The 13,349-nt window shown below is 66.5% G+C and carries 12 protein-coding genes; 3 read left to right on the top strand and 9 right to left on the bottom strand.

Features of this window, described 5'->3' with window-relative positions:
* Positions 1 to 27: 27 nt before the first annotated feature.
* From ispG to IV501_RS07775, 4 genes are all read right to left on the bottom strand, one after another.
* A complete protein-coding gene (gene ispG / locus IV501_RS07790) occupies positions 28 to 1,176 on the bottom strand; it encodes a flavodoxin-dependent (E)-4-hydroxy-3-methylbut-2-enyl-diphosphate synthase (RefSeq protein ID WP_200555891.1) in 1,149 nt (382 codons plus the stop codon).
* Positions 1,177 to 1,237: 61 nt separating this feature from the next.
* Positions 1,238 to 2,617, bottom strand: coding sequence for a M50 family metallopeptidase (locus tag IV501_RS07785; protein ID WP_307812231.1), 1,380 nt, complete (start codon positions 2,615 to 2,617; stop codon positions 1,238 to 1,240).
* Between the two features lie 178 nt (positions 2,618 to 2,795).
* A complete protein-coding gene (gene dxr / locus IV501_RS07780; protein ID WP_200555890.1) occupies positions 2,796 to 3,887 on the bottom strand; it encodes a 1-deoxy-D-xylulose-5-phosphate reductoisomerase in 1,092 nt (363 codons plus the stop codon).
* Between the two features lie 17 nt (positions 3,888 to 3,904).
* Positions 3,905 to 4,882 carry an FKBP-type peptidyl-prolyl cis-trans isomerase gene (locus tag IV501_RS07775; RefSeq protein ID WP_307812230.1) on the bottom strand — a complete coding sequence of 326 codons (978 nt, stop codon included), beginning with the start codon at positions 4,880 to 4,882 and terminating at the stop codon, positions 3,905 to 3,907.
* A 122-nt stretch (positions 4,883 to 5,004) separates the two neighbouring features.
* Here IV501_RS07775 and IV501_RS07770 point away from each other — a divergent pair, with 122 nt between their 5' ends.
* Positions 5,005 to 5,865 carry a hypothetical protein gene (locus IV501_RS07770; protein WP_200555888.1) on the top strand — a complete coding sequence of 287 codons (861 nt, stop codon included), beginning with the start codon at positions 5,005 to 5,007 and terminating at the stop codon, positions 5,863 to 5,865.
* Here IV501_RS07770 and IV501_RS07765 read toward each other — a convergent pair.
* The gene (locus tag IV501_RS07765) at positions 5,862 to 6,332 is read right to left on the bottom strand and encodes an OsmC family protein (RefSeq protein ID WP_200555886.1); all 471 of its coding nucleotides are present in this window, start codon (positions 6,330 to 6,332) and stop codon (positions 5,862 to 5,864) included. The two genes, IV501_RS07770 and IV501_RS07765, sit on opposite strands and share 4 nt — an antisense overlap.
* Before the next feature lie 55 nt (positions 6,333 to 6,387).
* On the opposite strand from IV501_RS07765, the gene gabT reads away from it, so the two are divergent.
* Together gabT and IV501_RS07755 are read left to right on the top strand one after the other, a co-directional pair.
* A complete protein-coding gene (gabT, locus tag IV501_RS07760) occupies positions 6,388 to 7,749 on the top strand; it encodes a 4-aminobutyrate--2-oxoglutarate transaminase (protein WP_234698356.1) in 1,362 nt (453 codons plus the stop codon).
* Positions 7,746 to 8,702 (top strand): asparaginase, encoded by a 957-nt coding sequence (locus tag IV501_RS07755; protein WP_200555884.1) that lies wholly within the window; start codon positions 7,746 to 7,748, stop codon positions 8,700 to 8,702. Before gabT ends, IV501_RS07755 begins: the two co-directional genes overlap by 4 nt.
* A gap of 308 nt (positions 8,703 to 9,010) precedes the next feature.
* On the opposite strand, the gene IV501_RS07750 is transcribed toward IV501_RS07755, so the two are convergent.
* The 4 genes from IV501_RS07750 to IV501_RS07735 are packed head-to-tail and all read right to left on the bottom strand — an operon-like array spanning position 9,011 to position 13,245.
* The gene (locus IV501_RS07750) at positions 9,011 to 9,889 is read right to left on the bottom strand and encodes an ABC transporter permease (protein WP_200555882.1); all 879 of its coding nucleotides are present in this window, start codon (positions 9,887 to 9,889) and stop codon (positions 9,011 to 9,013) included.
* Positions 9,886 to 10,794 (bottom strand): ABC transporter permease, encoded by a 909-nt coding sequence (locus IV501_RS07745; protein ID WP_200555880.1) that lies wholly within the window; start codon positions 10,792 to 10,794, stop codon positions 9,886 to 9,888. Before IV501_RS07745 ends, IV501_RS07750 begins: the two co-directional genes overlap by 4 nt.
* 4 nt (positions 10,795 to 10,798) lie before the next feature.
* Entirely contained in the window at positions 10,799 to 12,031 is a 1,233-nt protein-coding gene (locus IV501_RS07740) for an ABC transporter ATP-binding protein (RefSeq protein WP_200555878.1), read from the bottom strand.
* The gene (locus IV501_RS07735; RefSeq protein ID WP_200555876.1) at positions 12,031 to 13,245 is read right to left on the bottom strand and encodes an ABC transporter substrate-binding protein; all 1,215 of its coding nucleotides are present in this window, start codon (positions 13,243 to 13,245) and stop codon (positions 12,031 to 12,033) included. Before IV501_RS07735 ends, IV501_RS07740 begins: the two co-directional genes overlap by 1 nt.
* Between the last annotated feature and the right edge of the window lie 104 nt (positions 13,246 to 13,349).

Genomic DNA, 13,349 nt, shown 5'->3' with positions numbered 1-13,349 from the left:
GTTTATCGGGAGGCGTGTGCCGACTGACTACGCGGTGACCACCTGCGGGCTACCCGTCGCGCCGACGGGCATCTCGGCGGCGAGGCGGTTGGCCTCCTCGATCAGCGTGGCGACGATGTCGGCCTCCGGCACGGTCTTGACGACCTCGCCCTTGACGAAGATCTGGCCACGGCCGTTGCCGCTCGCGACGCCGAGGTCGGCCTCGCGCGCCTCGCCCGGCCCGTTGACTACGCAACCCATGACGGCGACGCGCAGCGGTACGGTCATCTTCTCGAGCCCCGCGGTGACGTCGTTGGCGAGCTGGTAGACATCCACCTGGGCCCGGCCGCAGCTGGGGCAGGAGACGATTTCGAGCTTCTTCTCGCGCAGGCCAAGGGACTGCAGGATCTGCAGCCCAACCTTGACCTCCTGCGCGGGCGGCGCGGAGAGCGAGACCCGGATGGTGTCGCCGATTCCCTCGCCCAGCAGCAGCCCGAAGGCCGTGGCCGACTTGATGGTGCCCTGGAATTCGGGCCCGGCCTCGGTAACGCCGAGGTGCAGTGGCCAGTCGCCGCGCTCGGCGAGGAGTCGGTAGGCCTTGACCATGGTGACCGGGTCGTTGTGCTTCACCGAGATCTTGAAGTCGTGGAAGTCGTGCTCCTCGAACAGCGAGGCCTCCCATACGGCACTTTCGACGAGCGCCTCGGGGGTGGCCTTTCCATACTTCTGCAGGATGTTCGGCTCGAGCGATCCCGCATTCACGCCGATGCGGATGCTGACGCCGGCCGCCTTCGCCGCCGCCGCGATCTGCCCGACCTGGTCGTCGAACTTGCGAATGTTGCCCGGGTTGACGCGCACGGCTCCGACACCGGCGTCGATGGCGGCGAACACGTAGCGCGGCTGGAAGTGGATGTCCGCGATCACCGGGATCTGGCTCTTGGCCGCGATGATCTTCAGCGCGTCGGCATCATCCTGATGGGGAACTGCGACGCGAACGATGTCGCAGCCGGATGCCGTGAGCTCGGCGATCTGCTGCAGGGTGGCATTGATGTTGGTGGTCTGCGTGGTGGTCATCGACTGCACGCTCACGCGGTAGTCGCTGCCGACTCCGACCTTACCGACGTGGATCTGCCGGGTCTTGCGACGCGGGGCAAGGGTTTCGGGAGCCTTGGGCATCCCCAGGTTTATTGCAGGCATGATCATGATTCTACTTTGGGCGCGGTGAACACCGGCTGAATCGGGCCGATCCGCGCCGGTGTTACTGCAGCTGGATCGGCTTGACGATGTCGGCGTAGACCAGCAGCAGGCTCATGCCGCCGAGCACGATCACGACCACGTAGGTGAGCGGCACCAGCCGCGCGATGTCGACCGGGCCCGGGTCTGCGCGATGGAAGATCTTGTTGAAGGTCTTGCGCAGTCCCTCCCAGATCGCCCCGATGATGTGTCCGCCGTCGAGCGGAAGCAACGGGATCATGTTGAACGCGAATAGCGCGACGTTGAGCGAGGCGATGAGACCGAGGAGGAAGGAGATGCGGTCGACCCACGGCACGCCCTGGGTGGCGGTGACCTCGCCGGCCAGCCGTCCGACGCCGACGACACCGACGGGGCCGTTCGGGTCTCTCGCCTCGGTGCCGAACGCCGCCTGCGCGACCTGCACCAGGCGCTGCGGGAGCGTGCCGATGATCTGGAAGTCGTGGCCGATGTTGTTGCCGAGCGTCGGCAGCGCATTGCCGAAGGGCTGCTTAACCAGCGGGTAGCTCGGGGCAACGCCGATGAAGCCGACCTTGACCGTCACCGGGTTTCCGGCGGAATCCTTGACCACCTTGCCGGCGGAATCGACCGTCTCACGGCTGGTGCGCAGCGGGGTGACCGCGAGGGTCTTCGTCTCGCCATTACGAATGACGGTGAAGTCGAGCGGCTTCCCGGACGACTTCCGGATGAGCGCGGTCACCTGCTCCCAGGTGGGCGCGTCGAGCGAGCCGACCTTGACGATCTGGTCACCGGGCTTGAGCCCCGCTGCGGCCGCCGGCGCGATCGGGTCGGTGGGTTCGCAGCTGGTACGCGTGCTGGGGGCCGCCACGACACACTGCGAGACACTGCCGACGCTGAGGGTCTGCACCCCGAAGCCGCTCAGGATGATGCCGAACAGCACGAAGGCGATGACCAGATTCATGAACGGGCCGCCGAACATGATGATGATGCGCTTCCAAATCGGGAGCTTGTAGAAGACCCGGTCCTCCGCGCCCACCGGGATGGCATCGGCGCTGGCGGTGCGGGCATCCTGCACCATGGCCTTGAGGAAGCCGCCGCGCTTTCGCCCGGACTCCTCCGCCTCATACTCGCGCTCGGCCGGGAACGCGTCGGTGCCGGAGGTGAGCGGACGCTCGCCTGCGCGCGCGGGCGGGTACATGCCCGCCATCGAGATGTAGCCGCCCAGCGGGATCGCCTTGACGCCGTACTCGGTCTCGCCCTTGGTGCGCGAGAACAATGTTGGGCCGAAGCCGATCATGTACTGACCGACCCGCACCTTGAAGAGCTTGGCCGGCACGAGGTGCCCGATCTCGTGCAGGCCGATCGAGATCGCGACGCCGATCACGACGATGACGATTCCGACGATGTATAGGAGCACGGTTTCCACGTGCTCAGAGTAGCGGCGGCCCACTATGAGCCCGCTGGATGTCGTTGGTCGAGTAGCGCACGCCGTCTACGGCGTTCGCGTATCGAGGCCGGGTGGGTTTCGATACGCGTCCTCGCGCGGACGCTCGGGCGCTACTCAACCAGCGAAACCCGTCGCTCGGGCGCTACTCAACCGGCGGTTACACCGCGAGGTCGGCGATGACGTCCTCCGCTGCGCCGCGCGCCCAGCCCTCCGCGTCGAGCACCGACTCGAGCGTGAGCGGCCCGGAGAACGGCAGGTGAAGGTCGACCACGCGCTCGACCACCTCGAGAATCTGGAGGTATCCGATACCGCCGGCGTGGAACGCCGCCACCGCCTGCTCGTTCGCGGCGTTGAAGACTGCGGGATAGGTACCACCGGCCCGGCCCACCCGCTTCGCGAGCTCGACCGCGGGGAAGGCCTCGGCATCCAGCGGCTCGAACGTCCACTGGCTGGCAGTGGTCCAGTCGAGCGGAGCGCCGACGCCCGGCACCCGATTCGGCCAGTCCAGTCCGAGCGAGATCGGCAGGCGCATGTCGGGCGGCGAGCACTGGGCGATCGTCGACCCGTCGACAAACTCGACCATCGAGTGCACGATCGACTGCGGATGCACCGTCACATCGATCTGGTCGTACGGCACGTTGAACAGCAGGTGCGCCTCGATCACCTCCAGGCCCTTGTTGACCAGGGTCGAGGAGTTGGTGGTGACGACCAGCCCCATGTCCCAGGTGGGATGCGCGAGCGCTTCGGCCGGGGTGACGGATGCCAGCGACTCCCGCGTCCTCCCCCGGAACGGGCCGCCCGATGCCGTGAGCACCAGCCGCCGCACCTCGGCGTGGGTGCCGGAGCGCAGCGCCTGCGCTATGGCGGAATGCTCGGAGTCGACCGGCACGATCTGACCGGGCGCTGCGGCGTCTCGCACCAGGTCGCCGCCGACGATGAGGCTCTCCTTGTTGGCGAGGGCCAGCGTGGTGCCGGTTTCGAGCGCGGCCAACGTCGGCCCGAGACCCACGGACCCGGTGATGCCGTTGAGCACGACATCCGCCCCCACCGACCGCACCAACTGCTCGGCCTCGATCTCGCCGAGAGCGGTGTGCTCCACGCCGAAATCGTGGGCCTGCTGCCGCAGAACCTCACGGTTCGTGCCTGCAGCGAGACCCACGATCTCGAAAGAATCGCGATTGGCCGCGATCACATCGAGCGCCTGCACCCCGATCGATCCGGTGGAGCCGAGGATGATGACGCGTCGCATGGTGCCAGGGTAACCGGCTAGTTGGTCGCCAGGATATCTACCACGAACACGAGGGTGCTGGTGGCGGTGATGTCCGTCTGGCCGGCGGGCGGGGTGGCGCCGTAGCCGTCAGCCGGCGGGATGACCGCGATGACCTGGGAGCCGACCTTCTGCCCCACGAGGGCCTTCGAGAAGCCGGGGATGACACCCGTTGTCGAGAAAGTGGCCGGTTCGCCGCGGGTCCAGCTCGAGTCGAACACCTTGCCGGATTCCCAGACCACGCCGGTGTACTGGACGGTGACGCTCGCGCCGCTCTTGACGGTGGCTCCGGTGCCCTTCTTGAGATCGGCGATCTCGAGGGTGGTCGGTGCGGTGGTCTTCGGAACGGTGATGGTGGGCTCGCCATTGGCGGCGAGCTTCACGGTCGGATACCCCTTCGGGGCGCTCTGCGGCTTTCCGTTGGCCTTCTTCAGCGACGTTGTCACCGTTCTGATGTCCATCACGAAGACGAGGGAATCCTTGGCGCCGACGCCGAGCTCGCTCTGGCCGGTGGTGCCGAAGGCATCCTTCGGGGGGATCACCGAGACGACACGGCTGCCGGCGGTGGCACAGTGCATGGTCTTGTAGAGGCCGGGCAGCTCGCTCTTGGTGTTTACCGTGAACGGCACGGCCTTCGCCTTGGTGAAGCCGGTGGTGTCGATGGTCTTTCCGGTGGTGCCGTTGAAGGCCGTGTAGTTGACCGAGACGCTGGTTCCGGATGCTGCGGGCTTGCCGTCGCCCTCGATGCTCACGGTGCGCTGGGTGGTCGTCGCGGTGAGGCCCTTGGCGAAGGTCACCTTGGGCTCTGCGCCGAATTTGCCGCTGACCTTGACCTTCTCGGAGCTCGCGCCCGCCTTGGTGGGGGTGCAGCTCGCGGCGGAATCGCTGCTCGAAGAGCTGCACGCGGCGAGGGATAGGGAGAGTGCGCCAGCAACGGCGATCACACTCAGGATTTTCGACGCGGAGAATTTCGACACAGAACTGCTTTCTGAAAGCGAGAGGAGGATTCGGCCCAGTCTCGGGGATGGACCTTTGCGACACCTGATCGAAGCCTGAACGACCCGTGCCTGGCCAAGCCTACGCGGCCCCACAATGGAGCATGCGCAGCAGAGCGGTCCTGGCCCTCGCGGTCGTCGTGCTGGCCGGTGTTGGCCTGATCACTGCGTGCTCCGAGGCCGCCCCGCTTGTCACCCCACACATCACGCTCGACCTCTCCGTGTTCCAGCTCCGCTCGGACTACGCACCCCGCCAGGCCCAGATCGAGATCCACAACCGCTCGCCACACGACATCACCGTGACCAGCGCACGTTTCTCCTCGACCTGGTTCGACGGCGACGCCTCCTCGGCATCCGCGCCGGCAACGGTGCTCGCCGGCGCGACCACCGACTTCCCCGTGGTGCTGGGGGCACCGCTCTGCACGGCGGCGACGGCAGTTCCCCGCGTGACCGTCGAGTATCGGACGAAGAACGGTGCGCGCGGCGAGGTGACGGCGACCCCGAGCATCCCCTTCGACTCTCTGGGAACGGTTCATGCCAGCGACTGCGCGAAGGTCGCTTTCGAGACGGTCGCGACGATCACCCCGGCCACCGCGCTGCGGTACGAGGAGGTCGACGGAAGACCGATCGCGCTGCTGGACCTGACATTCGCACCCACGGGGGCTGCGGGGAGCGTGATCCTGCGCAGCACCGAAGACACCACCCTGCTCGCTCAGCGCGAGGGGCAACTGCGCACAGTCGACCTGACCTTCTCCGCGGCGAGCGCGCCCACCGTGCTCACCCTCGACTACGTGCCATCACGCTGCGAGCAGCACGTCGTGGCCGAGGACAAGGTCGGCACGCAGGTGCCGATCCGCGCGGATGCCGGGTCGTTCAGCAATGCCCTATTCACCGTCGCGGTCTCCCCCGCCGTGAAGGCCGAGTTCTACGACTGGTTCGCGCGCTACTGCGGCTGGAAGAACTAGGCCTGCAGCAGGATGGTCGGCTCGTGACCGACCGGGAAGTTCACGGAGCTCGCGATGAAGCACTTGGTGCTCGCCTCGTGGTGAAGCGCGAGCGCGAGATCCGCGTCGCCGCCGGCGATCGTCACCGTGGGGCGGAGCGTCACCGAGGTGAAGTGTCCGCCGCCGTCGGCGGTCGTCGTCATGACGCCGGTGGCGGCATCCGTGTATCCGACGACCACGACGCCGTTGCTCGCCGCCACATGCAGATAGCTGAGCAGGTGGCACTGGCTGAGGGCGGCGATCAGCATCTCCTCGGGGTTCCAGCGATCGACGTCGCCGTGGAACACCCGATCGCTCGAACCCGAGATCTCGTGCTTGCCCTCTGCCCGCAGCACGTGGTCACGGCCGTAGGCCTTGTAGCCGCTGGTGCCGCTGCCGCGGTCGCCCGTCCACTCGAGGGAGACGGCGAAGTCGTGGTCGGTTTTCACGATCTCCAGGCTACTGGCCCTTCCGGTGAGCACGGCCCCAAATAGGATTGGGCCCATGGCGATGCACACCCTCGATCCCTCCGCGGACGACCTGCTCAACACCGATGCCCTCACCGAGCGGAGAATCGTCACCACGGTCCCCGGTCCGAAATCGCAGGAGCTGGATGTCCGCCGCCGCGCGGTCGTGCCGGTCGGGGTCGCCTCGTCCCTCCCGTTCTATCTCGCCCGCGCGCACGGCGCGATCGTCGAAGACGTCGACGGCAACCGTTTCATCGACCTGGGCTCGGGCATCGGCGTCACCACCATCGGACACACCGATGCCGCGGTCGTCGCCGCCGCATCCGCTCAGCTCCAGGAACTGACGCATGGCATGTTCACCATCACCGGCTACGAGGGCTACGTGCGCGTCGCCGAGCTGCTCGCCAAGCACACCCCCGGCGACTTCGCGAAGAAGACGGTGCTGCTCAACTCCGGCGCCGAAGCCGTGGAGAACGCCGTCAAAATCGCTCGCAAGCACACCGGCCGCAGCGGCGTCGCCGTGCTCGAGCACGCATACCACGGCCGCACCAACCTCACCATGGCGATGACGTTCAAGGCCATGCCGTACAAGGCGGGCTTCGGTCCCTTCGCCGGGTCGATCCACCACGCGCCGGGCTCATACCCCTTCCACGACGGACTCAGCGGAACGGATGCCGCGGCGCGCACCATCGCCTACCTCGAGAAATCCGTGGGAGCCGCCGACCTCGCCTGCCTCGTCGTGGAGCCGATCCAGGGTGAGGGCGGATTCGTCGTCCCGGCCGATGGCTACCTCCCCGCCCTGCAGGAGTGGTGCAACGCCAACGGCATCGTCTTCATCGCCGACGAAATCCAGAGCGGCATGGCGCGCACCGGCCGCTACTTCGCCAGCGAGCACTTCGGTCTGATTCCGGATGTCGTGCTCAGCGCCAAGGGGATCGCCGGCGGTCTGCCGCTCGCCGCGGTCACCGGCCGCGCCGAGATCATGGACTCCTCCCACCCCGGCGGACTCGGCGGCACGTTCGCCGGCAATCCGGTTGCCGCGGCGGCGGCGATCGCCGTCTTCGACTCGATCGAGTCGCGCGACCTGCTGGCCGAGGGCGCCCGGATCGAGGCGATGCTGAAGCCCGCCCTGGTCGAGCTGCAGTCGCGCTACCCGATCATCGGAGACGTGCGCGGAATCGGCGCGATGCTCGCGATCGAACTGGTGGATCCGTCATCGCACGCGCCGCTCGCCGCAGCCGTCTCCGCGGTGACCGCGGCCGCCGCCCAGAACGGGGTGCTGCTGCTCAGCGCGGGCACGTATGGCAACGTCATCCGTTTTCTGCCGAGCCTGGCCATCACCGACGCCCAGTTGCTCGACGCGGTCACAGTGATCGACGTCGCTCTGGCCGCGCTGTGACTCATCCTTTAGACGCGTCGGGAATCGTCGAACTCGCGGTGCTCTCCCGCTCCGGCCTCGACGAGTCGCGGCACCTGGGCGCGGCCGCTGTCGTCGCGCCCGACGGTTCGCTTCTCGCCGCTCACGGCGACGTCGACGCTCTCGTCTACGGGCGCTCCTCGCTCAAGTTCTTCCAGGCGATCACCGTGCTGCGGTCCGGCGTCTCGCTCGAGGGAGCGCAGCTCGTGCTGGCCAGCGCGAGCCACGCCGGCACTCCTGCGCACGTCGCTGTCGTGCGGCAACTGCTCGACCGGGCCGGACTCGCCGAGGACGACCTCCAGTGCCCGATCGACTGGCCGACCGACAGCGCCTCCCGCAGTGCGGCGCAGCATCCGTCGCGGGTCTACATGAACTGCTCCGGCAAGCACGCCGCGTTCCTTCTGGCCTGTGTCGACAACGGCTGGTCGACCCACGACTACCTCGACCAGGAGCACCCGCTGCAGCAGCGCATCCGGGCGACGGTCGAGGAGTTCACCGCCGAGAGTGTGGGACACGTCGGCATCGACGGATGCGGGGCGCCCGTCTTCGCCGTGACCCTCCGCGGTCTCGCCACCGCCGTCGGTCGCGTCTCGCGTGACCCCGACGGTGCCCGCCTCGCCGCGGCGATTCTCGCCGAACCGTGGGCACTCGACGGCCATGGTCGGCAGAACACCGTCGTCATGGAGCAGCTCGGTCTGCTGGCGAAGGGCGGAGCGGAGGGGGTCATCGTCATGGCGACGCCCGAAGGAACGGCGGTCGCGCTGAAGATGATCGACGGCAGCCCGCGCGCGACGACCCTGGTCGCGCTGCAGCTACTCGCCTCGGTCGGTGCGATCTCGCAGGCGGAGGCCGACCGGGTAGCCGACCTCACCACGGAGAGGGTTCTCGGCGGGGGTGCTCGGGTCGGGGACATCCGCGCCACGTTCCCGCGCTGACAGCTGAGCAGCGAACGGTTTTTCGAGCACGAACGCCTCTTCCGACGCCATACCTCTTCGAACGCAGCACCTCTTCGAACGCAGCACCTCTTCGAACGCAGCACCTCTTCGAACTCAGTACCTCTTCGAACTCAGTACCTCTTCCGACGCCATACCTCTTCCGAAATGAAGGAGATATTCGCGGACACGCCGCAGTTCGGCGCGGCCGCACGGCGTGGCGGCGAGAATTTCCTTCATTTCGGAAAGTGGACTCGCCGTCGTCTGCGTGTCGCGGTTCGCAGCGCGCGGTGTGACGTACCTCAGGGCGACTACAGGCCGGCGGACTGCTTCATCAGGCGCTTGCGGCGGTTCTCCCCCGCGACCTGCGTGGTGATGACGATCACGATGGCCAGGATGAACACCGCCGAGGCAATCACGTTGGCCTGCGGGGGGATGCCGCGGGTGGCGGCCGTATAGATGTAGGTCGGGAAGGTCTGCAGCGACCCCGAATTGAAGTAGGTGATGATGAAGTCGTCGAAGCTCAGGCTGAACGACAGCAGCGCCGCTGCCAGAATGCCCGGCAGCAGCAGCGGCAACGTCACCCGCACGAAGACCTGGGCCGGCGAGCCGTAGAGATCGCGCCCGGCTTCCTCGAGTGCCGGGTCGAGACCGGCGACGCGCGCCTTGACCGTGACCACCACGAAGCTCAGACAGAACATCGCGTGGGCGACGATTATGGTGCCGAGGCCCTTGGGGATGCCCGCGGTGAGAAACTGGGCGGCGAGACCAGCGCCGAGCACGACCTCGGGCGTCGCCATGGGGAGGAAGATCAGCAGGTTGGTGGCCGCGCGGAAGCGGAACCGGTACCGCGCCAGGGCGATGGCGATCATCGTGCCGAGCACGGTGGCGATGAGGGTGGCGGTCACACCGATGAGGATGCTGTTGCCGAAGGCCTGACACACGCCGGGCGCATCACAGACCCGCAGCCAGTTGTTCAGCGTGAACCCTCGCCAGGAGACATTGGTCTTCACCGCATTGTTGAACGAGAAGACGATCGTGTAGACGATCGGGATCAGCAGGAAGATCAGGGCGAGCGCGCTGTACACGGGTAGCACCACGCGCCCCAGGCTGAACCGTCCCGCTTGCGGACGCGGGGCGGGCGAGGTGGCGATCGTGCGCCCGAGCGCGAAGGCTTCCTGTGTGCTCATACCAGGTCATCCGTTCCACTGCGCTTCACATAGATGCTGACGATGATCAGGATGATCGCCATCAGGATGATCGACAGCGCCGCCGCCGCCGGATAGTTCAGTTGCACCAGGAAGTTGCTCTGGATGACGTTGCCGATCATTGTCGAACTCGCCCCACCGAGAAACTGGCTCGACGCGTTCACGTAGTCGCCGGTCGCCGGGATGAAGGTGAGCAGCGTTCCCGAGACGATTCCGGGCAGCGACAGCGGCAGCGTCACCGTGCGGAAAGTGTGGAACGGCCCGGCGTACAGGTCGGAGCCCGCCTCGAGATATCGCACGTCGAGACGTTCGAGCGTCGTGTACAGCGGAAGGCACATGAACGGGATGAAGTTGTAGGTGAGGCCGAACACCACTGCCGCCGGGGTGCCGGTGAGGTGGTCTTGAGGACCGAGTAGCGAGAGGCCCTGCAGAGCAGTCACCACCACGCCGTCGTCGGAGAGGATCGCCTTCCAGGCCAGGGTGCGCAGCAGGAAGCTGATGAAGAACGGTGCAATCACGAGCACGATCATCAGACCCTGCAGGATCGGCCAGCGACGTGCCTTCACACCGATGAAATAGGCCAGCGGGTAGCTGAACAGCAGCGCGAAGATCGTGGCGAGCAGCGCATAGAAGAAGGAACGGATGATCTGGGTGCCGTACTCCCCGATCACCGCGCCATAGGTCTGGATGTTGAACGCCGTCGTGTACTTGCCGAAGACCACCGGGTCTGGAACCTGCAGCGAGGTGATGATCAGCGAGACCAGCGGCACGAGGAAGAACAGGGCGAGGTAGAGAAGCCCCGGGAGCAGCAGCACCAGGGCGATCCTGCTGCGGCGCTTCGGCGCATCCACCGCATTGCTGGCTGCGGTGAACGCGGTGATCGCCATCGGCTCAGCCCTCGAGTTCGGCGGCCAACGCCGTGCGGCGCTGGGTTGCGATCGCCACCGTGTCGGTGTCTGCAGCGAAACGGGGTGCGTCGGATGGATCGTCGGCGAGGCCGAATCCGTGGTCGAACGACCAGCTGAGCCAGACCTCGGCACCGACATCGACCACCGGGCCGAACACCATGTTCTGGGCGAAGACGACCACCGGTCCGAGCCGCGGAACCTCGACGATGTACTGCGTGCTCACGCCGCTGAACGACACGTCGGTGACTCGACCGGCACCGATGACGTTTTGGCCGGCGACGATCTCGGGCTGAGAAGTCTGCAGGATGACCTTCTCCGGACGTACCCCGACCGTGACTGTTCCTCGGTGCCGAGCCGCCCGCGCGGTCGGGACCACGATGCGATTACCCGCGATGTCGACGGCGACGGTGGTCGCGGTGCTCTCGACGACCTCTCCGGTGAAGAGATTGGACTGGCCGAGGAAGTTGGCGACGAAGGCGGTGCGCGGCAGTTCGTACAGCTCTTCCGGGGCTCCCATCTGCTCGATTTGACCCTTGTTCATCACCGCGACGGTGTCGGCCATGGTCATGGCCTCCTCCTGGTCGTGCGTGACGTGCACGAAGGTGAGACCGACCTCCATCTGGATCTTCTTGAGCTCGAGCTGCATCTGGCGGCGAAGCTTGAGGTCGAGCGCGCCGAGAGGTTCGTCGAGCAGGAGCAATGCGGGCCGATTCACCACTGCCCGGGCGAGCGCCACCCGCTGTTGCTGACCACCGGAGAGCTGCGTCGGCCGGCGAGCCGCGAGATGGTCGAGTTCAACCAGTCGGAGGGCCTCGTGCGCCTTGCCGACCGGGTCGGCGATGCGCCGGCGGCGGAGGCCGAAGGCGACGTTCTCGAGCACTGTCATGTGCGGGAAGAGCGCGTAGCTCTGGAAGACGGTATTGACCGGGCGCTGGAACGGTTTGGTGGCGGTCACGTCCTTGCCGCCGATCAGGATCTGCCCGCTGGTCGGCTCTTCGAGGCCCGCGACGAGGCGGAGCGTCGTCGTCTTACCGCACCCCGAGGGCCCGAGGAGCGCGAAGAACGATCCGGCCGGGATGGTGAGATCCAGGTCTTGAATCGCGGTGAAACCGGGAAACCTCTTGCTGATGCCGACCAGCTGAAGGTCGGCTCCGGCATCCGCGAAGGATGATGCGGAGGACGACCCTGCCGCGGATGCAGACGCGGAGGCGGCCATCAGGCGCCGAGCCCCACGGACTCGAACTCCACGGTGTATTTCGACTGTTCTTGCGGGGTGAGGGTGCGGAAGATCTTGACCTTATCGAGGGTTGCCTTGTCGGGGAAGATCAGCTGGTTGTCGACGTAGCTCGGATCGATCTTCTCCATCGCCTCCTTCGCCCCCTGCACCGGGGTGATGTAGTTCACGTACGCGGCGACGGTGGCGGCCACCTCGGGCTCGTAGTAGTAGTTCATGAGCTTTTCGGCGTTCCCCTTGCGCGGCGAACCGATCGGAACGACGAAGTTGTCGCTCCACAGCGTGCCCCCGGAGTCGGGGATGGCGAAGCCGAACTTGTCGCCGCCGACCTCCGCGTTGATGGAGGTGACGTCGCCCGACCAGACGATGGCAGCGAGCGTGTCGCCGCTCTTCAGGTCGTCGGCGTACGAGTTGCCCTTGATGTTGCGGATCTGGCCCGACTTGACCTGCTTGCGGAATTCCGAGACCGCCTTGGAGAACTCCTCGTCGCCCCAGCTCTTGCTGGCGATATCGACTCCCTGCTCCATCATGATGAGCCCGATGGTGTCGCGCATCTCGGAGAGCACTCCGACCTTGCCCTTGAGCGAGGGGTCCCAGAGCTCCGAGATGGTGGTGAGACCGTTCGGCAGTTTCTCCTTGTTCCAGGCCAGGCCCGCAAATCCGCTCTGCCAGGGCAGCGAATACACCCGACCCTTGTCGAAGTCGGGGTTCTGCAGGTTCGATACGAGGTTGGAGATATTCGGGATCTTGCCATGGTCGAGCTTCTGCACGTAGCCGAGGCCGATCAGGCGGCTCACCATCCAGTCGGTGAGGCAGACGGTGTCGGCACCGATGTCTTGGCCGAGGGCGAGCTGGTCTTTCACCTTGGCGTAGTAGGTGTTGTTGTCATCCACCGCGACGTCGTATTTGACCTGAATGCCGCTCTTCTTCTCGAACGCGATCAGGGTGGGGTACTTCCCGTTGTCGTCTTCATCGAGGTAGTACGACCAGTTGGCCCAGGTGAGCGTCTTGTCTTTCGACGACACGTCGGTCGCTGCTTTCCGCGCGGATGCCCCGCCGGTGCTGCAGGCGGCCAGCGCGAGGGTCGCGGCGCTGACGCCGAGACCGGTGAGCATGGAGCGGCGGGAGAGATCGAGCCTTTTCGCTTGACCGAGCAGGCGCTGGAACATCGGGTCTTCTGGCGTGGGCCTAGTCATGATGAGCGACTCCTTTGACGGAAACCGACGGCACGGGCACTGGTACGTCGTCGTGGCTCGATACTGACACAGCGTGTCCCGCGGGGCGAGGGGTCGAGGGGCAA

Origin of the sequence: Lacisediminihabitans changchengi, from assembly GCF_016634425.1 — a bacterium.
GTDB classification, from domain to species: domain Bacteria; phylum Actinomycetota; class Actinomycetes; order Actinomycetales; family Microbacteriaceae; genus Lacisediminihabitans; species Lacisediminihabitans changchengi.
This window is presented reverse-complemented; position numbering and strand designations above follow the sequence as displayed.